General features: G+C 38.9%; 14 protein-coding genes. 11 read left to right on the top strand and 3 right to left on the bottom strand.

Annotation, left to right across the window (positions count from 1 at the left end; genetic code table 11):
* Window positions 1–68: 68 nt before the first annotated feature.
* The 11 genes from acnA to gpsA all read left to right on the top strand — a co-directional run bounded on the left by acnA (window position 69) and on the right by gpsA (window position 14258).
* Window positions 69–2756 (top strand): aconitate hydratase AcnA, encoded by a 2688-nt coding sequence (acnA, locus tag ACFIKO_RS00200; protein WP_375673029.1) that lies wholly within the window; start codon window positions 69–71, stop codon window positions 2754–2756.
* Between the two features lie 237 nt (window positions 2757–2993).
* Window positions 2994–3260 carry a 30S ribosomal protein S20 gene (gene rpsT / locus ACFIKO_RS00195; protein ID WP_375673028.1) on the top strand — a complete coding sequence of 89 codons (267 nt, stop codon included), beginning with the start codon at window positions 2994–2996 and terminating at the stop codon, window positions 3258–3260.
* 701 nt (window positions 3261–3961) lie between these two features.
* Complete coding sequence (gene dnaA, locus ACFIKO_RS00190; RefSeq protein WP_375673027.1) at window positions 3962–5533, top strand: chromosomal replication initiator protein DnaA; 1572 nt, start codon at window positions 3962–3964, stop codon at window positions 5531–5533.
* A 185-nt stretch (window positions 5534–5718) separates the two neighbouring features.
* On the top strand, window positions 5719–6840 hold the full coding sequence (dnaN, locus tag ACFIKO_RS00185) for a DNA polymerase III subunit beta (RefSeq protein WP_375619280.1): 1122 nt from the start codon (window positions 5719–5721) through the stop codon (window positions 6838–6840).
* A 20-nt stretch (window positions 6841–6860) separates the two neighbouring features.
* A complete protein-coding gene (recF, locus tag ACFIKO_RS00180; RefSeq protein WP_375619281.1) occupies window positions 6861–7994 on the top strand; it encodes a DNA replication/repair protein RecF in 1134 nt (377 codons plus the stop codon).
* Between the two features lie 54 nt (window positions 7995–8048).
* Window positions 8049–8501, top strand: a complete 453-nt coding sequence (gene aroQ / locus ACFIKO_RS00175) for a type II 3-dehydroquinate dehydratase (RefSeq protein ID WP_273787466.1) — start codon at window positions 8049–8051, stop codon at window positions 8499–8501.
* A 132-nt stretch (window positions 8502–8633) separates the two neighbouring features.
* Window positions 8634–9605, top strand: a complete 972-nt coding sequence (gene cyoA, locus ACFIKO_RS00170; protein ID WP_273787465.1) for a ubiquinol oxidase subunit II — start codon at window positions 8634–8636, stop codon at window positions 9603–9605.
* 75 nt (window positions 9606–9680) lie between these two features.
* Complete coding sequence (gene cyoB / locus ACFIKO_RS00165; RefSeq protein ID WP_375619283.1) at window positions 9681–11699, top strand: cytochrome o ubiquinol oxidase subunit I; 2019 nt, start codon at window positions 9681–9683, stop codon at window positions 11697–11699.
* On the top strand, window positions 11696–12364 hold the full coding sequence (locus ACFIKO_RS00160) for a cytochrome (ubi)quinol oxidase subunit III (RefSeq protein ID WP_375619284.1): 669 nt from the start codon (window positions 11696–11698) through the stop codon (window positions 12362–12364). The genes cyoB and ACFIKO_RS00160 overlap by 4 nt, the downstream gene beginning before the upstream one ends.
* Complete coding sequence (cyoD, locus tag ACFIKO_RS00155; RefSeq protein ID WP_273787462.1) at window positions 12364–12852, top strand: cytochrome o ubiquinol oxidase subunit IV; 489 nt, start codon at window positions 12364–12366, stop codon at window positions 12850–12852. The genes ACFIKO_RS00160 and cyoD overlap by 1 nt, the downstream gene beginning before the upstream one ends.
* 398 nt (window positions 12853–13250) lie before the next feature.
* Complete coding sequence (gene gpsA / locus ACFIKO_RS00150; RefSeq protein WP_375619285.1) at window positions 13251–14258, top strand: NAD(P)H-dependent glycerol-3-phosphate dehydrogenase; 1008 nt, start codon at window positions 13251–13253, stop codon at window positions 14256–14258.
* Window positions 14259–16143: 1885 nt separating this feature from the next.
* Here gpsA and fabI read toward each other — a convergent pair.
* The 3 genes from fabI to fabA are packed head-to-tail and all read right to left on the bottom strand — an operon-like array spanning window position 16144 to window position 18798.
* Window positions 16144–16962, bottom strand: coding sequence for an enoyl-ACP reductase FabI (gene fabI, locus ACFIKO_RS00145; RefSeq protein ID WP_273787460.1), 819 nt, complete (start codon window positions 16960–16962; stop codon window positions 16144–16146).
* 48 nt (window positions 16963–17010) lie between these two features.
* A complete protein-coding gene (gene fabB, locus ACFIKO_RS00140; RefSeq protein WP_375673026.1) occupies window positions 17011–18231 on the bottom strand; it encodes a beta-ketoacyl-ACP synthase I in 1221 nt (406 codons plus the stop codon).
* Between the two features lie 57 nt (window positions 18232–18288).
* A complete protein-coding gene (gene fabA, locus ACFIKO_RS00135) occupies window positions 18289–18798 on the bottom strand; it encodes a 3-hydroxyacyl-[acyl-carrier-protein] dehydratase FabA (RefSeq protein ID WP_012754549.1) in 510 nt (169 codons plus the stop codon).
* Between the last annotated feature and the right edge of the window lie 219 nt (window positions 18799–19017).

Raw genomic sequence — 19017 nt, 5'->3', positions numbered from 1 at the left:
ACCTTGACTCGTAGTTTGTGTTGTTCATTCCTGGAAATTGGGTGGTTATAGTATGAGGGTGGACAGTCATGACTCAAATTGATAGCTTTAATTGTCGCAGAGTATTAAATATTGGTGGTAAAGAATATACTTATTATAGCTTGATCGAAGCGGAGAAGAATGGACTTGAAGGTGTTTCTCGTTTACCGTTTTCGATGAAAGTTATTCTCGAAAATTTATTGCGATTTGAAGATGGTCGCACAGTTAAAAAAGAGGATATCCTCAATGTTGCTAAGTGGTTAAACGACAAAGGGAGCGCTGGGGCAGAAATTGCTTACCGTCCTGCACGTGTTCTTATGCAGGATTTTACAGGTGTTCCAGCAGTTGTTGATCTTTCTGCAATGCGTGATGCTATGGTCAAACTTGGCGGTAACGCTGAAAAAATCAATCCTCTCATTCCCGTTGATCTCATCATTGATCACTCAGTTATTGTTGATGCTTTTGGCAATTCCATGGCTTTTAAGGAAAACGTTGAGCATGAATATGAACGCAATGGTGAACGCTATCGTTTCCTTAAATGGGGGCAGCAAGCCTTTCAAAATTTTCGCGTTGTTCCTCCAGGAACAGGGATTTGTCATCAGGTTAACCTAGAATATTTAGCACAATGTGTATGGATGAAGAATGAAGAGGGGTGTGAGACGATTTATCCTGACACCTGTGTGGGAACTGATTCGCATACGACTATGGTTAATGGTTTAGGGGTTTTAGGTTGGGGTGTTGGTGGTATTGAAGCAGAAGCAGCAATGTTAGGCCAACCTGTTTCTATGTTATTACCTGAAGTGATTGGTTTTCGTCTAACAGGTAAACTTAAAGAAGGTGTAACAGCCACCGATCTCGTATTGACGGTGACTCAAATGCTACGCCGGAAGGGTGTTGTCGGTAAATTTGTTGAGTTTTTTGGTCCTGGTTTGGAGCAGATGACGCTTGCTGATCGGGCAACGATTGGAAATATGGCACCTGAATATGGAGCAACGTGTGGTTTTTTCCCAATTGATAAGGAGACAGTGCGTTATCTCAATATGACAGGGCGTGATGAAAATCGGATTGCCTTAGTAGAAGCTTACACCAAAGCACAAGGGATGTGGCATGACGAAATGGTGGCTCATCCCATTTTTAGTGATACAATTGAATTAGATATGGGAACGGTTGTCCCTTCTATGGCTGGTCCTAAACGTCCTGAAGGACGTATTGCATTGGAAAGCGTTGGACAGGGTTTTGAGAAGGCATTGGTCGAAGACTATAAGAAGACTTCTGAACAGGATAGGCGTTATCAGGTCGAGGGTGAAGAATATACGCTTGGTCACGGTGATGTGGTGATCGCTGCGATTACGTCGTGTACGAATACATCGAATCCAAGTGTTCTTATTGCAGCGGGTCTTTTGGCACGAAATGCTGTGGCAAAAGGTCTCAAGAGCAAACCATGGGTAAAAACTTCTCTTGCACCTGGTTCACAAGTCGTTGAAGCTTACCTTCAAAATTCGGGTCTGCAAAAAGATTTAGATGCATTAGGATTTAACTTAGTAGGATTTGGGTGCACAACATGTATTGGGAATTCTGGTCCTTTGCATCCAGCTATTTCCAAAACGATTAATGACAATGGTATAATTGCATCTGCAGTTCTTTCAGGAAATCGTAATTTTGAAGGGCGTGTTTCCCCTGATGTGCAAGCGAATTATTTAGCTTCACCACCGTTAGTTGTTGCACATGCGCTCATCGGGACGGTGTGTAAAGATTTAACCAAGGAACCTCTTGGTGAAGATTCAAATGGCCAACCCATTTATTTGAGAGATATTTGGCCAACTTCTCAAGAAATACAGGAATTCATTGAAAAAAATGTCACGCGTAAGGTTTTTGCCGAAAAGTATGCAGATGTTTTTAAGGGAGATGAAAATTGGCAAAAAGTTCAGATTCCTACGGGTTCTACCTATTCTTGGGATGAGCAATCCACCTATGTACGCAATCCACCTTATTTCGATGATATGCAGAAAACACCTGATATCTTACCAGACATTAAAGATGCACGGATTTTAGGTTTATTTGGTGATAAAATCACGACGGATCATATTTCTCCTGCTGGTTCTATTAAAGCAGCTTCTCCTGCCGGAAAATATTTAATGGATCATGGTGTTAAAGTGGCTGATTTTAATCAGTATGGAACGCGTCGTGGGAATCATGAAGTTATGGTGCGTGGGACCTTTGCCAATATTCGCATTCGTAATTTCATGTTGGGGGAAAATGGTCGAGAAGGAGGTTATACGGTTCATTATCCGTCAGCGGTAGAACAAGCCATTTACGATGCAGCAATGGCGTATAAACAAGAAGGTACTCCACTCGTTGTTTTTGCTGGTATTGAATATGGCAATGGATCATCGCGCGATTGGGCAGCCAAAGGTACCAATCTTCTTGGTATAAAGGCAGTGATTGTACAGTCTTTTGAAAGGATTCATCGCTCTAATCTTGTTGGGATGGGCATTGTTCCCTTTATCTTTGAGGAGGGTATAAGTTGGAAATCTTTAGGCTTAAAGGGAGATGAAAAGGTGACAATTGAAGGAATTCATAACTTGAAACCTCGTCAAAAGACAGCAGCGAAAATTACTTTTTCTGATGGTACGACAAAAACCGTTCCGTTATTATGCCGTATTGATACTGAAGATGAGCTAGATTATTTGCATCATGGGGGAATTTTGCAATATGTCTTGCGTAAGTTAGCCGTTTAAATTCTTTTATTTGTTAAGGAATATCTATTATTAAGCTATAAAGTTGCGGATCAAAGAGTTTGGCTTCGTTTTTTTATGACTATCTTTGAAAATCTAATTGACGTTAGCTTTGGGATTGCGCTATAAGCCACACAGTTATAGGCAGCTTTATAGTTTTGCTTGGGTTAAATTTATTTATATTGGTAGAGTTATTCTTTAAACTCATTTTACCAAGGTGTTGAAAGAGAGATTATATTTATGGCGAATACACCTTCTGCTCGAAAAGCGGTGCGCAAGGTTGCTGCGCGCACGCAGGTTAATAGGGCCCGCCGTTCGCGCGTTCGTACCTTTATACGTAAGTTTGATGATGCTTTAGCGGGTGGTGATAAGGCATCTGCAGAGATTACATTTAAGAATTTTGAGCCTGAAATTATGCGTGCGGTTTCTAAAGGGGTTTTTCATAAAAATGCTGCTGCGAGGAAAGTGTCGCGTTTAGCTAAACGTTTGAAGGCTCTCAGCGTTTAAGCTTTTTCTCCTTTATTAAGAATCAAGCCAGTATCCATGAGGATGCTGGCTTTTTGTTTATTATTTCAAATAAGTTTCTATCGAAAATAAGAATCGATAATGATTCTCCTTTTGAAAAAGGAGAGAAAGTTTATAGGGGGAGCATAGTTATCCACAAGCTTTGTGGATTTTTACAGAGTCTTTTTTGTCAAGCATTTTATTTTTTTTTTTAAATCTGAAGAGATTCTTTAATTGTTGGTAAATTTAGAGAAAAAAAATGAATTGAATCAATATTTTTTTCATTCCTCATTGATACAAGCATTTTTTTCGGGTTTTTTGATTTTATTTTGACCTCTTGCATTTTACCTCTGCTGTTTTGTATGGTTCTTATGAAGACTAAAAAGCATGAAGGGGTCACACCAGCGCATTATTCTGTATTTTGTTGAGTACAAGATGTTTTGACTTAGGCTTTTCGAAGCTTTTGTGCTGGAGAGGTTTTCTGACGATTTTTTAGTTTTCTTAATGGATATGTTTACCATTTTAGAAGGGTGGGTCATATCATGAGTGCAAGTAAATCTTATTGGTCATCTTTGTTAGTGGGGTTGTGATGAGGCTATCCTAGGGGAGGGTGAGTAATCTTATTTGGGGTAGGGCGTTTTGCCTTCGCTAGATTTATTTTAGTTGTTTGGCAGGACAAAATTTTATTTTTATCAGGATGGAAGATGGTGGATAAATTGAACTCTAAAGCTAGTTCCTTTAAAAGGGTTTCGGTGAATATCCTGTCGGCAGAGAACATAATAAAGAATAGGATGACGGAGAGTGATGAGGAAGTTTGTAGAAATGCTTCTATAGGGCCTTCTATTGTTTCAGAGGAGGAAAGTGCGGCGGCTTTTACACGTGTTATGGCGCAATTAAAGGTGCAGGTTGGTGTTGAGGCTTATACCAGTTGGTTTGGACGTGTGAAGCTTGCTGAATATAGCCATACTGTTGTAAAGCTTTCTGTTCCTACTGCTTTTTTACGTTCATGGATTAATAATCACTATGGTTCTCTTTTGACTCATTTATGGAAACAAGAAAATTCAGCAATTCTTCGTGTTGAAGTTATTGTTCGTGGTATGGAACGCGTTTCAAGAGATGTCGTTTGTAAAAGAAGTGTTCCTTCTGTGGTGCTAGAGGAGCAGGCGGCTTCATCTTTTGTTGAAAGTTGTGCAGAGCATTCAGTTAAGAGTTCTCAAACGGGAGTTTTTGGATCTCCGCTTGATTCTCGCTATACTTTTGAAAGTTTTGTTGAGGGGGCTTCTAATCGTGTTGCTTTAGCAGCTGCGCGTTCAATTGCGGAGGGGCATAAAAGTGCTTTGCGTTTTAATCCTCTTTTTATTCACGCATCTGTTGGTTTAGGAAAAACACATTTGCTTCAAGCGATTGCTGCTTCTGCATTGAAGCGTTTAACGTCTGCGCGCGTTATTTATTTAACTGCTGAATATTTTATGTGGCGTTTTGCAACAGCTATTCGTGATAATGACGCTCTTTCTTTTAAAGAACAGCTTCGTGATATCGACCTTTTGATTATTGATGATATGCAGTTTTTGCAGGGTAAGTCGATACAACATGAGTTTTGCCATTTGCTTAATATGTTGCTTGATAGTGCAAAACAAGTTGTTGTCGCTGCAGATCGTCCGCCAGCAGAATTAGAATCGCTTGATCTTCGCGTTCGTTCTCGTCTTCAGGGAGGGGTAGCCCTTGAAATTGAAGCACCAGATTATGAAATGCGTTTGCAAATGTTGCGCCAGCGGTTGAAGGTGGCACAACAAGATGATGGCATGGTATCAATTTCTGATGATATATTGGAATATATTGCGAAAACGGTTTTAGGGTCGGGGCGTGATATTGAAGGTGCATTTAATCAGCTCTTGTTTCGTCAATCTTTTGAGTCTGATTTATCTTTAGAGCGGATTGATGAGTTATTAGGTCACTTGACACGTCCTGGTGAACCTAAGCGCATTCGGATTGAAGAAATTCAGCGTACGGTAGCACGTCATTATAATGTTTCTAAACAGGACTTGTTATCTAATCGTCGAACACGTACGGTTGTGAAGCCACGACAAGTTGCAATGTATTTAGCAAAAGTATTAACTCCTCGCTCGTTACCAGAAATTGGGCGTCGTTTTGGTGGACGTGATCATACAACAGTTTTACACGCTGTGCGTAAAATTGAAGATTTGGTTTGTGGTGATCAGACCTTGGCTAAGGAACTTGAACTGCTTAAGCGGTTGATTGGAGAACAGGCTGTATAGTGTTTATCGTTTCTTTCTTTGGAGAAACTTTAAAGAATTTAATGAAAAGATTTATTTTTTCTTATGCAGGAGTGACTTGCCATTTTAAGAGAGGTTTAATAAAGTCTAGCAGGCGATTCTTTGAAGAGGATCTATTTTAATGCTAAGGAATTCTTATAGTTTTTAGTAAATCATACGGGGCTTTTATGCGTATTACAGTTGATCGCAGTCAATTTCTCAAGTCTCTTGGTCGGGTTCACCGTGTGGTAGAGCGCCGTAATACTATTCCTATTTTATCGAATGTGCTGATTGATGCAGAAAATGGTCGTGTGCAGTTAAAAGCAACAGACCTTGATTTAGAGGTTACGGAATCTTTTGCAGTTAATGTTAAACAAGCTGGAGCAACAACTGTTCCAGCACATTTGCTCTATGATATCATTCGAAAACTTCCTGATAGCAATGAAGTTGTATTATCCGTCGATGAGAATCAGACAGGCACAATGTCCGTTGTTTCGGGTTGTGCACATTTTCAGCTTCAATGTCTTCCGAAGGCAGATTTTCCAGAGTCGCTTCCTGGGCAGTTTGGTTATCGTTTTTCTCTATCGGCATCAAGCTTAAAACATTTACTTGATTGTACGCAGTTTGCTATTTCTACTGAAGAAACCCGTTACTATCTTAATGGTATTTATTTACATGTTATTAATGATGGTGTTTTGAAATTGCGTTTGGTTGCAACTGATGGTCATCGTTTGGCACAAGTTGAGATGGAAGCTCCTTCAGGAGTTGAGGGAATGCCTGGTGTTATAGTCCCCCGTAAAGCTGTAGGAGAATTGCAAAAACTTCTTTCAGAAGAAAATGATAGCGATGTATGTATAGAGCTTTCAGAGACAAAGATTCGTTTTTCTGTAGGTTCTGTGATTTTTACATCAAAATTAATTGATGGAACATTTCCGGATTATCAACGTGTTATCCCTCTTGGAAATGATAAAGAATTAATTGTTAATAGGCAGGACTTTTCTTCTGCAGTTGATCGTGTTTCAACGATTTCAAGTGATCGGGGGCGTGCAGTTAAATTAACGATTGAGCATGGACAGTTAAGGCTTGTTGTTAATAGCCCAGATTCGGGCAGTGCAGAAGATCAATTATCAGTAACTTATGCATCTGAACCGCTTGAGATAGGATTTAATTCACGTTATCTTTTGGATATTGCTGGGCAGCTTTCAAGTGACGAGATGGTTTTTATGTTGGCTGAGGCTGGAGCACCAGCTCTGATTCGTGATAATGATGATGCGGATGTGCTCTATGTACTGATGCCTATTCGCGTTTAGGGGCAATTGTTTTGCAATGCATGGCCAGTCATGTGCACAAAGTGGCAGTGAGGCAGCTGAAGCTTTTACGTTATCGCAATTATCCTTTTTTCAATATTCATTTTTCTGGTCAGCATGTGGTTTTTACCGGCCATAACGGTGTTGGTAAGACGAATCTTTTAGAGGCGTTATCTTTTCTTTCTCCTGGTCGTGGTTTGCGGCGTGCTGCTTATTCTGACGTTAGCTTTGTAGATGGTGGCGGTGGAGGATTTGTTGTATTTGCGCGTCTTGAATGCGCTCTTTATGGTGAAGTAAAGATTGGTACAGCTTTGGAGGTTAGCGATAACAGTCGAAAAGTCCATATTAATGGTGTAAATGAGTCGGGTGATTGCCTAACAGATTATTGTCATATTAGTGTCCTAACACCGTCCATGGATGGTCTTTTTACAGGTCCTTCGCTTGAGCGCCGTAGTTTTTTGGATCGTATGGTTTTGGCGATTGATCCCTTGCATAGGCGCCGCATAGCCGATTATGATAGAGCTATGCGCGCACGTAATCGTTTGTTTTTAGATGGAAATGAAGATTGTGCTTGGTTTGATGCTTTAGAAAAGCAGATGGCAGAACTGGCGACAGCTATTTCTGCGGCGCGTGTTGATGTTATTCGTCTTTTAAATGATATGTTTACACAAATGCCATCACAGATACCTTTTCCACGAGCTTTTTTGCAAATTGATGGTTTTTTGGAAACAGCTCTTAGTGAAATATCAGCAATTGAAGTTGAAGAGCAATTTTGTGATCGATTGCGGCGTAATCGCGCAATGGACCGTGCTGCTGGGCGGACGTTAGAAGGACCACATCGCGCAGATTTGCAGGTTTTTTATGCTGATAAAAATATAGCAGCAACATCGTGTTCAACAGGTGAACAAAAAGCGCTGCTGACAGGTTTAGTTTTGTGTCATGCACGTCTAACAGGTATGATGTCGGAAAAAGCTCCCATTCTTCTTCTTGATGAAATGGCTGCTCATCTTGATTCGCATCGACGCGCTGCTTTATTTGATATTCTTGATGATTTAGCTGTACAAACATTTATGACAGGAACAGATCGTCTTTTATTTGATGACTTAAAAGGACGCGCAGAATTCTTTGAGATTAAGGATGGGGCTTTATTGTCGTAAAAACATGCTAAATATTTTTTTAATAAGTGATAGGTCTAAAAGAAAAGGCATGCTATGTCTGAGATGATAACGATTTTAAATGGTCCTAATTTAAATTTTCTAGGTCAACGTGAGCCAGAAATTTATGGAACTGAGACTCTGGAAGATATTGAAAAAAGATGCAGAGAATGGGCAAAAAAAAATGATATCATAATAAATTTTTATCAAAGTAATTGTGAAGGGCAGTTGGTAGCATGGATACAAGAAGCAATAGAGGAAAGTTCTGGATTGATTATTAACCCAGCGGCTTACAGTCATACATCTGTTGCACTTCTTGATGCCCTAAAAATGTTTTCAGGGCCAAAAGTAGAAGTTCATTTATCTCATATTTACCAGCGTGAAGCTTTTCGTCACCACTCTTATACATCTGCAGGTGTAGACGCTATCATAACTGGGTGTGGAGGTGATGGATATTGGTTTGCACTTGAATATATTGCAAAACAATTAAGCAAAACAATTAAATTGTGATAGGTAAAGAATAAGCGTTTGATAAGAGTAATATAGGCATTGAATTCACTTGATAATTATTTTCAAATCTGTACAATACGAGGTATATATATTTATGACAATTTTTGGTGCATATGACGGGGGTAAATAGAGATGAAAAGCTTTGTTCGACAATTAGAAATGCTTGTGATTTTAGGGGGAGCACTGCTTTTATCTGGTTGTAAAATTGATGTTATACAGCCATCAGGTTATGTTGCACGTCAACAGCTCATTTTGATAGTTGTTTGTGTAGTGGTGATGCTTTGTGTTGTCATCCCAGTTATGGTGAGTGTGGTATTTTTAGCTATAAAATATCGTGCATCGAATATGAAAGCGGACTATTCTCCTGATTGGGCGCATTCAAATAAAATTGAAGCGTTGATGTGGGGTATTCCAATTGTAATTGTAATGGTTTTAGGTTCATTAACAGCTTATTATACTTATAAGCTGGAACCTACAAATCCTCTCCCAGTGGAAGTTGTAGGTGAAGGAAAGCCATTACAGATTGATGCCGTTTCTCTTGATTGGAAATGGCTTTTTATTTATCCTGAATATGGTGTTGCATCGATTAATGAGATTTATGCGCCTGAAGGACGTCAAGTTTTATTGCAATTGACGTCAGAGAATTCTGTCAATGCTTTTTGGGTCCCCAAACTGGGTACAGTTCTTTACGCTATGCCGCAGATGAATGCTAAGTTGCATTTGGTCGCTGAAGAGCAAGGAGTATTCAAAGGAACCTCAGCAAATTACAGTGGTGATGGTTTTTCGAGTATGCGGTTTAAGTGGCATTCTGTGTCTTTGCAGGACTTTGAGGATTGGATTGTAAAAGCTCGGGCTAATGGTCGAGTACTTGATCGTGCATCTTATCGTCAACTTTCTATTGCGCCTCGTATGGGTGATATTGCTGCGAAGAAAAAAGATGCTGAAGTTCGTTATTTTGCACCTGTTGAGAAGCGCCTTTACTATCGTGTTGTTAATCGATGTGTCGATGAAAATACGGTATGTAATGAGGATTTAATGAAACGTGCTGCTGCTCAGACGCTATGGGGTGCACTATGTTCAGTATTTGATCCTGATGTTATTTAAAGGGTCAGTAAAGAAAGAGCCCTTTTAACATAAGGTTTCTTTTAAACTTGAATTTCATTTGAAATGGGTTGAGAAATGTTTGGAAGACTTACAGATCCTACGGCAGGTGCTTTTCATGCACTTGCACATGAGCCGATCGTTTTATACACGTGTATTGCGATTGTTGTGGTTGGTTTAATTGCTGTTGTTGCTCTAACAGCACTTGGGTGGTGGGGGATTCTATGGCGAAATTGGATTACAACTGTTGACCATAAACGCATAGGCATTATGTATATAGTTCTTGGAATTATTATGCTTGTTCGCGGTTTTGCGGACGCACTCATGATGCGAACACATCAAGCTTTAGCTCTTGGGAGTGAAAGTGCAGGTTATTTGCCCCCTGACCATTTTGATCAAATTTTTTCGGCGCATGGCACTATTATGATTTTTTTCATGGCCACGCCTATTTTATTTGGTCTTTTTAATTATCTTATACCGCTTCAAATTGGTGCGCGTGATGTTGCTTTTCCCTTTGCAAATAATCTAGGTTTTTGGATTACGGCTGCAGGGGCAATATTGATTAACATATCCCTAGGTGTTGGGAATTTTGGTCGTGGTGGCTGGTTGATGTATCCACCTTTTACAGAATTGCAAACGAGTCCAGATACAGGGGTAGACTATTATTTATGGTCACTTCAACTTTCTGGTATAGCGACAACAATGGGGGCGGTCAATTTTGTTGCGACTTTGATTAAGATGCGTGCTCCTGGGATGACGATGATGAGAATGCCTGTTTTTTGTTGGAGCGCTTTTGTTAGCAATGTCCTTATTTTAGTTATTTACCCTGTCTTAACTGTAGCATTTGCACTCTTGGCATGCGATCGTTATTTGGGCATGAATTTCTTTTCTAATGTTGGTGGCGGAAATCCGATGGTATGGATTAACTATGTTTGGGTTTTTGGTCATCCTGAGGTTTATGTTTTGGTTGTTCCTGCTTTTGGAATTGTTTCTGAGGTTGTATCAACTTTTTCTTCAAAACGCCTCTTTGGTTATACTTCGATGATATGGGCCATGTTGGTTATTTTGATTCTTTCGCTTCTTGTTTGGGGACATCATTTCTTCACAATGGGTGGCGGTGAAGCTGTGAATACTTTCTTTGGTATTGCGACAATGATTATTGCCGTTCCAACAGGTGTAAAAGTCTTTAATTGGCTGCTAACTATGTATAAGGGGCGGATTCGCTTTGAGCCTCCAATGCTTTGGTGCATGGGAATGATTTTTACATTTGTTGGTGGTGGATTAACTGGTGTTTTGTTATCTATTGTACCAGCTGATTGGCAGTTTCATAATTCGTTGTTTTTGGTAGCGCATTTCCATCATACAATTATTGGTGGTGTCGTTTTTGCGTACTTGGCGGGGATTGCATTTTGGTTTCCAAAAGTTTTTGGTTATAAACCGAATCGGGCATTGGGTATTGCATCTTTCTGGTGTTGGTTCATTGGTTTTTACCTTGCCTTTTTCCCAGTCTATGCACTTGGTTTAATGGGTGGGACGCGTCGTCTCCAGCATTATATGGAACCTAGTTGGCAACCGATGTTTATGATTGCTGCATTGGGTGCTTTTATTATTTTGCTTGGTATCCTTTGTTTTGTGCTGCAAGTTGTTTTGGCGATTTGGTACGGTATCAAACATAAGGGACGTTTACCTGTAACATTAAATGATTCTTGGGGTGATGCACGGACCCTTGAATGGTCTATCTCTTCACCGCCACCTTCTTACAATTTTGCAATAGTTCCGAAAATACAGTCTGATGATGCTTATTGGAATATGAAGAAAAGTGGTTATCAACGTCCTACCAGTGGATTTACAAAAATTCATATGCCGTCCAATACATCGGCTGGAATTATTGCGGGATTCTTCTCATTAGTTGTTGGTTTTGCGCTTGTCTGGCATATTTGGTGGCTTGTTGCGGTCGGTTTGATTGGTTTTATTGCGACGCTTGTGTGTCATTCATTAACAGGTGACCATCATGGTTATTATATTCCGGCTGAAGAAGTACAAAAAACTGAAGATGCCTTTACAGCTGTTCTTAAAGAACAAGGAGTGACAGTATGAGTGCAGTAACAATGAATAAAGTGAGTGCTGTGGATGAACATCACCACGATAATAGTTCGGTAATGACGTTTGGTTTTTGGGTCTATATTCTCTCAGATTTGATCCTGTTTTCGACACTTTTTTCAAGTTTTGCTGTTTTTTCTGCTTCTTATGGTGGTGGTAAGGCGGGCAATGAGTTTATTGATTTAAAATTTGTTTTGGTTGAGACTGCTTTCTTGTTGTTTTCATCCGTCACTTATGGTTTTACAATGGTACAAGCACATAAAAATAACATCAGTGGTGTGCGTTTATGGATGGCTATTACCTTTGTATTTGGCTGTTGCTTCATTGGTATGGAACTTTACGAATTTCATGAACTTTTGGGTGAGGTCTTTTATTACGATCCAAATGCTTATGCTGGTATTGATCCTGCAACGGGTTTACAGCTTTTTGGACGGGAGATTCTCTCTGCTTATTGGTCAGCATTTTTTGCTTTGGTTGGCACCCATGGACTTCACGTAAGTGTTGGTCTTCTTTGGATGGTTGTGATGTTTTTTCATCTTCGTCGTAATGGCTTGGATCAGAACAATAAAACACGTTTAGCATGCCTTTCCATTTTTTGGCATTTACTTGATATTGTATGGGTTGGTGTTTTCACCATGGTTTATCTATTAGGAGCGTTGTGATGAGCATGCAAAATGAAACACATGGTCCCAGTACTGGTTCCTATTTGGTCGGTTTTATTCTGGCTGTATTTTTCACCCTAGGTTCTTTTGTTCCTGTGATGTATGGAATGATGGAAAGTTGGGCAGTTAGTACAAAGGTTGCATATCTTATTGGGATGGCGATCATTCAGATTATAGTACAAATTGTTTTCTTTTTGCACTTGAATTCTGGTCCAGATGCCAAGTGGAATTTAAGCGCATTGTGGTTTGCTGCTATTTGCGTTTTTGTTATTATTGGGGGAACTTGGTGGGCTATTTCTCATTTGAATTATAATATGATGGGTGGTTCTGGACGTGTTATTGAACCGGAAATATCAAGTAGAGATGATTCTTCAGTATCTGAGCAGTTATCAAACAAAGATATATCCGTAAGAAAACAGCCAGAAAAGATACAGGGCTCAGAAATGCCTGTGGAGCAGGGGCTAAGTACGCAGTCTCCTGTGGAGTAGTTGTTAGAAGTATCTGTGGAGCTGATGCAGCATGTATCAGCTCTTACAAGAAATTCGTAGGATATTAAAGAGAGGGGTGGGTACAAGATATCAGTGGAATGAGTCTCATGATTTTAAATGTACTTTTATTTTAAAAGAGAAATTCCATAGAGTATTTAGTCAAGCCTTAATTTTTGAGATAAATAGCTCTTTGTAGGATATACAAAAAGTGATGTTTATACAATTTACTACAAAGAAAGAGAATGTGAGAAACAAGTTTTTATGTTGTGTGAGATAAAAGCTACGATGCGGTAATGTTTTTATGATTTACAGGATTTATATTAAAAATAGCATTAGAAGTTATTTGTAATAATAATATGCCACTGAAATCAAAATTTAGAGAATAATCAGAAAACTTAATGAAAACCGTTGCAATGACAGTTATTGGTGCTGGTTCTTTTGGTACTGCATTAGCGATTGCTCTTGCTCGTAATGGTCATAATGTTTTACTTTGGGGATATAAATCCCAACATATCAAAGAATTACAGGAACAACGTTGTAATCAAGTATATTTACCCGATATTCAATTTCCTGAAAATTTATTACTTGAAGCTTCGCTTGAAACTGCAATAGCAGCAAGTCGCAATATATTAATCGCTGTTCCAAGCCATGTATTTCATCAAGTTTTGTATAATATTCAGCCTTATTTAGATCAGCATTCACGTGTTATTTGGGCAACAAAAGGTTTAGAACATGGTACCGGACGTTTCTTACAAGAGGTTGCTCGTGAGATTTTAGGTGAAAAAATTCCTTTAGCAGTTTTTTCTGGACCAACGTTTGCTCAAGAACTAGCTATTGGTTGGCCTACTGCAATGACGATAGCAGCTTCTGATGTTGAGTTTGGTGAAGAATTGCAGCAACTTTTTCATTGTGACAAAAGTTTTAGAGTTTATAAAAGTTCAGATATGATTGGTGTTCAATTAGGGGGAGCAGTCAAAAATGTTATTGCTATTGGTGCAGGAATATCAGATGGCATGGGGTTTGGTGCAAATGCACGAATAGCTCTCATCACACGAGGACTAGCTGAAATCAGTCGTTTAGGGGGGGCTATGGGTGCTGAGCTTTCCACATTTATGGGAATGACAGGCTTAGGTGATCTGGTTTTGACATGTACTGATAATCAGTCGCGTAATCGCCGTTTTGGAATACTTCTTGGTAAAGGAGTAGATATAAAAGAAGCGGAAAAACAAATTGGTCAGGTTGTGGAAGGGTACTTAAATACCAAGGAAGTACATACGTTGGCGCAACGTATTGGGATAGAAATGCCCATTGTAGAACAAATTTATCAAATTCTCTATTGTGGTAAAAACATAACTGAAGCGGCGAACGCATTACTAAGCCGTACTCTTAAGGATGAAATACAATGATATCCTGTTTTTTTAAATAATTCCAATCGTAAAAAATAGAAACATGCTATGATAGGCATATAAAATAGATTGTATTGATGGTTGTATAAGACAGTCATATTCTAGGAAATTATAGATTCATATCATTCGATTCTTTATGAAACGTGGATGAAATATAAAAGTTTTGGCTTTTGTCTAAGAACTATCTCTTTGAAAATAAATTATCGTTTCCCCTTACACATGTTTATGTAATATAATGAATTTATGCAATGTAATGAACAAGATATTTTGATTTTCTCTTAAATTCATCTCACAATGATATTTGCAAACAGAATAATACAAGACTCATTAGGTGGAAGCATCTTATTTATGTAACATATAAGCTAAAAATATCATTGCTATTATCCAATTTTCAATATTATTTTCTGCGTGTAACAGCGTTTATATCTCGATAGGGGCAGGGATATCGTGTGTCTCTGTTTGTGTAATTCTTTAAAACAAGAAGACAATCTAATTTGGGAAGAAGATGAAATTTTAAAGATGAAAACCAGTTTCCATTTCTACCATCATTTTTAAATTCAGTTTTATGCTATCTAAAGCATATTTTTTAAATAATGGAGATTACCTCACACCTTGATGTGTCAGGTAAAATAGAACGCCCAAAATAAAACACTATTGCTGTTGTATATTCACGCGCTTGTTTTAAAGAGACCTCTCTTAAAACTCCCAAGCCCAATTCGCGACGGTGACCGTGAATAGTGTAACGATAAAGCCATTGTGCACATCCCCATCTTTACCTTTACGAAGGAGGAAGCCGGGCATCATCACACATCTTACCCAGCCCCCAATGTTGAGACAGCTCTTGGCACTTGAGGCTGTTCAGTAGAGATGTTTACGCCTTTTATTTTCTCACATGTCAATTCTGTTTTTTATATGCAAGAAATGACTTTTGAAAATCTAAAATTGAAAAAATGTTATTGTACTTATTTGTGGCTGTCATTTAAACTGAAAAAATAATGTGATTATAAAGATAAGAAATTGATTTATATGAATAATTCATTTTATTTTTGTATTGGATTAATTAAAAATATGTGTTTGCTTGTCACAAGCGGTTTAGTATGTGGATAAAAATTATTAAAAATACTTCTAATGAATCATCTTAAGTATCAAGGGGTGTTTCAACATTAGAACATGGCAAGTAAAATGATGGTGTCGGTTTGTCATTTGTATAAACATTAAAATGGTGGAGCAAAAAGGATTTATGTACTTCACGGGGATTTTTATACGTTCTACAGATACCATTGTGAAATGGAATTGCGTGTATTGAGAGATATCTTTTAAAAAATGCATGAAGGAGCAACAGCCGTAGTGTTTTTGGGCGTTCTATTTTACCTGATATATCAGAGAAATGCTTTCATGAAAGAACGAGAAAAATAAAAGTGTGAGGTAAAGCGTAACCCCTCTTATTTAAAAAATATTGATGTGGATGCTTTTAAAACTGTAAAGCCTCATTAAAGAATAATAGTAAGGCTAATGATTGATTTCTTTACGTCTTCATATTCTTCCTAAATTAGATTGCCTTTGCGTTTCAAGAATAAATAAAACGGTAGGCAATATTTTTTTCAATCTGGTATACAAAAGCTGAAGCTAAGGATTTTAATAATCCTCTAATCTCTGTTTCAAACTGCGAGGGCTGGGGATTGATTTATAAGCAACAGCAAAAGCGTATGCTTTAGTAAGGTAAATAACGTCATAAAATACAAAATTTATCAACCATGGATTGAAGAAATATTCCGGATTTTTATGAAACACTTTGCAAAACAAGGTATCTGGTTTTGTATTACACTTATTCTTATAAAGACCTGCACATGTGCCTTACGTCATATTTTTCTAAGTGCGATGATTTTTATCCTTCCTGAGTATCATCACTTTTTTTCAGCTCTTCAAGTATTGGCATAGACATGATGTTATAGCCTGAATCAACATAATGGATTTCACCTGTAACACCTGATGATAAGTCAGAGAGTAGATAAAGAGCAGATTTTCCAATTTCATGAATATTTACGGTACGACGTAATGGGGCATTACGGCGTTGATGTGAAAATATTGCACGTGCAGCTGCAATACCATTCCCTGCTAAAGTTCTAACAGGACCAGCGGAAATCGCATTGACACGGATATTTTGAGGACCAAAGTCCGCTGCTAAATAACGTACCATAGCTTCGAGAGCTGCTTTAGCAACACCCATGATGTTATAATTAGGCACAACTTGCTGTGAAGCACCATAGGTAAGAGTTAAAAGTGTTCCTCCATTGGGCATAAGCCTACCCGCGCGCTGGGCAATTTCAGTAAAGGAATAAGCTGAAATAACCATCGTGCGTTGAAAGTTTTCACGTGTTGTAACATCAACGTAACGCCCTTTTAGCTGAGTTTTGTCTGAAAAACCAATGGCATGGACAATAAAATCAATTGTTTTCCATTCTTTTTCAAGTTGCTCAAAGACGTAGTCAATATTTTCAATTTTTTCAACATCACACTCTAGCACTAATTTGCAGCCAAGTTTATCAGCTAGAGGCTGAACACGTTTTCCAAAAGCATTCCCTTGATAAGTCAATGCTAATTCAGCTCCTGCTTGTGCGAGCTGACAGGCAATGCCCCAAGCAATTGAATGGTCATTCGCAATCCCCATAATAAGGCCACGTTTGCCCTCCATCAAACCTTTCATATTATTCTCCGTAAGACCGTACTTTTTTCAATTACTAAGAACTTTTGTTTATTCATAGCGTTGGAAAACAAGCGTTGCATTGGTACCGCCAAAGCCAAAAGTATTTGACAATACGGTATTCAGTTGTTGATGATCACGTCGTTTACGAACGATTGGCATATCAGTAAAAGCTGGATCAAGTTCTTCAATATGGGCACTTTCACAAATAAAATTATGCTGCATCATTAACAGTGTGTAGATTGCTTCTTGAACACCAGCTGCACCCAAGGAATGACCAGTCAGAGATTTTGTGGCAGAAATTGGCGGGCATTGATCACCTGCTCCGAAGATACGGCGGATCGCTTCTATTTCAGGGGGATCACCAACAGGTGTTGCTGTTGCATGGGGATTGATATAATCAATCTTATTTTTGACGGTCGCAAGTGCCATGCGCATGCACCGCTCTGCTCCCTCACCCGATGGAGAGACCATATCGTGTCCATCGGATGTAGCGCCATAACCAACAATTTCTCCATAGATTTTTGCACCACGTGCTTTAGCGACTTCTAGTTCTTCAAGAACCAAAACGCCAGCACCACCAGCAATAACAAATCCATCACGATTAGCGTCATAAGCACGCGAAGCTTTTTCTGGTACATCATTATATTTGCTGGACATAGCACCCATAGCATCGAATAAAACAGATAATGTCCAATCCAGATCTTCGCAACCACCAGCAAAAATGCGATCTTGTTTTCCATATTGGATTGTTTCATAAGCATTGCCGATACAATGATTGGATGTAGCACATGCGGAAGAGATTGAATAGTTTACGCCCTTAATTTTAAAAAAAGTTGCAAGTGTTGCGGATGCCGTAGAACTCATCACTTTAGGCACAACAAAAGGACCGATGCGTTTTGGACCTTTTTGGCGTGTAATATCAGCAGCCTCAACGATTGACTGAGTTGAAGCACCTCCAGAACCCATAATAATACCCGTGTGTTCATTCGATACTTCATGCGGTTCTAGACCCGCATCAGCAATTGCCTGATCCATGGCGATGTGATTCCATGCTGTTCCACGCCCATGAAAACGTAGAGCACGCCGATCTACAAGTTCTTCTATATTAATATCGGGTTTGCCGTAAACTCTGCTACGAAAGCCTAATTCGGCATATTGAGGCGCGTAAGAAATTCCAGATTTTGCTTCACGTAAACTGGTTAAAACAGCTTCAGGTCCATTTCCAATCGCGGAGACAATTCCCATTCCGGTTACAACAACTCGACGCATTCATACCTCCTCGTTCCATACAGAATAGTGAAAAGTTCTTTCTGACGGAAATAACGTTCAATCTTCTTTGAATAAAGCAACGCGTAAATCATTCGCCTTATAAATAGTCTCTCCATCTGCTTTTAGCCACCCATCAGCTATTCCTAAGACTAAATTTCCACGTCGAATACGCTTAAAATCTATTTCATATTCAAGAATTTTGGTTTGTGGAGTTACCATCCCTGATAACTTTACTTCACCTGTTGATATCGCTCTCCCTTTTCCTGGTTCGCCTAGCCAACCAAGAAAAAAGCCTGTTAATTGCCACATACCATCCAGTCCGAGACATCCTGGCATGACAGGATCGCCTATAAAGTGACAATTAAAGAACCACAGGTCTGGTGTAATGTCAAATTCGGCGCGAACCATTCCTTTATCGTATTTACCATCAGTTTCGCTAATTTGAGTGATTCGATGAATCATCAACATTGGCGGTGCTGGCAATTGCGCATTACCTCTACCAAACATTTCGCCGCGAGCGCAGCTTAGAAGCTCTTCATAAGTGTAGCGAGACTTTTGTTCAGCCATTGTTACTCCATTTATTTGCATATATTTTTATTTCTGCGCTTTTCCCAACCTACTTTTAGAGCAAATTTCAAAGAGAGGGAAATGATTTTATATCATTTTTAATGACAAAAGCCCTTTTTTATGTATTCTACACAGGTAATTATTTAAAAATGGAATACAAGATTACACCATACTATTCCCATTTTTTTGTATTTTGATCTTATTTAGCAGGAATATATT

This window comes from Bartonella sp. TS82HLJMH (genome assembly GCF_042193495.1).
In the GTDB taxonomy this organism is placed as follows: Bacteria; Pseudomonadota; Alphaproteobacteria; order Rhizobiales; family Rhizobiaceae; genus Bartonella; species Bartonella grahamii.
Note: the sequence above shows the minus strand (reverse complement) of the source record. Positions and strands in the feature narration are given on the sequence as shown.

Bases quoted from the DNA above. Each gene is read 5' to 3' on its own strand.
- gpsA (WP_375619285.1), top strand. From the start codon at position 13,251: ATGAAAACCGTTGCAATGACAGTTATTGGTGCTGGTTCTTTTGGTACT.
- fabB (WP_375673026.1), bottom strand. From the start codon at position 18,231: ATGCGTCGAGTTGTTGTAACCGGAATGGGAATTGTCTCCGCGATTGGA.
- rpsT (WP_375673028.1), top strand. From the start codon at position 2,994: ATGGCGAATACACCTTCTGCTCGAAAAGCGGTGCGCAAGGTTGCTGCG.
- recF (WP_375619281.1), top strand. From the start codon at position 6,861: ATGGCCAGTCATGTGCACAAAGTGGCAGTGAGGCAGCTGAAGCTTTTA.
- cyoD (WP_273787462.1), top strand. From the start codon at position 12,364: ATGAGCATGCAAAATGAAACACATGGTCCCAGTACTGGTTCCTATTTG.
- acnA (WP_375673029.1), top strand. From the start codon at position 69: ATGACTCAAATTGATAGCTTTAATTGTCGCAGAGTATTAAATATTGGT.
- dnaA (WP_375673027.1), top strand. From the start codon at position 3,962: ATGGTGGATAAATTGAACTCTAAAGCTAGTTCCTTTAAAAGGGTTTCG.
- ACFIKO_RS00160 (WP_375619284.1), top strand. From the start codon at position 11,696: ATGAGTGCAGTAACAATGAATAAAGTGAGTGCTGTGGATGAACATCAC.
- dnaN (WP_375619280.1), top strand. From the start codon at position 5,719: ATGCGTATTACAGTTGATCGCAGTCAATTTCTCAAGTCTCTTGGTCGG.
- aroQ (WP_273787466.1), top strand. From the start codon at position 8,049: ATGTCTGAGATGATAACGATTTTAAATGGTCCTAATTTAAATTTTCTA.
- cyoB (WP_375619283.1), top strand. From the start codon at position 9,681: ATGTTTGGAAGACTTACAGATCCTACGGCAGGTGCTTTTCATGCACTT.
- fabI (WP_273787460.1), bottom strand. From the start codon at position 16,962: ATGAAAGGTTTGATGGAGGGCAAACGTGGCCTTATTATGGGGATTGCG.
- cyoA (WP_273787465.1), top strand. From the start codon at position 8,634: ATGAAAAGCTTTGTTCGACAATTAGAAATGCTTGTGATTTTAGGGGGA.
- fabA (WP_012754549.1), bottom strand. From the start codon at position 18,798: ATGGCTGAACAAAAGTCTCGCTACACTTATGAAGAGCTTCTAAGCTGC.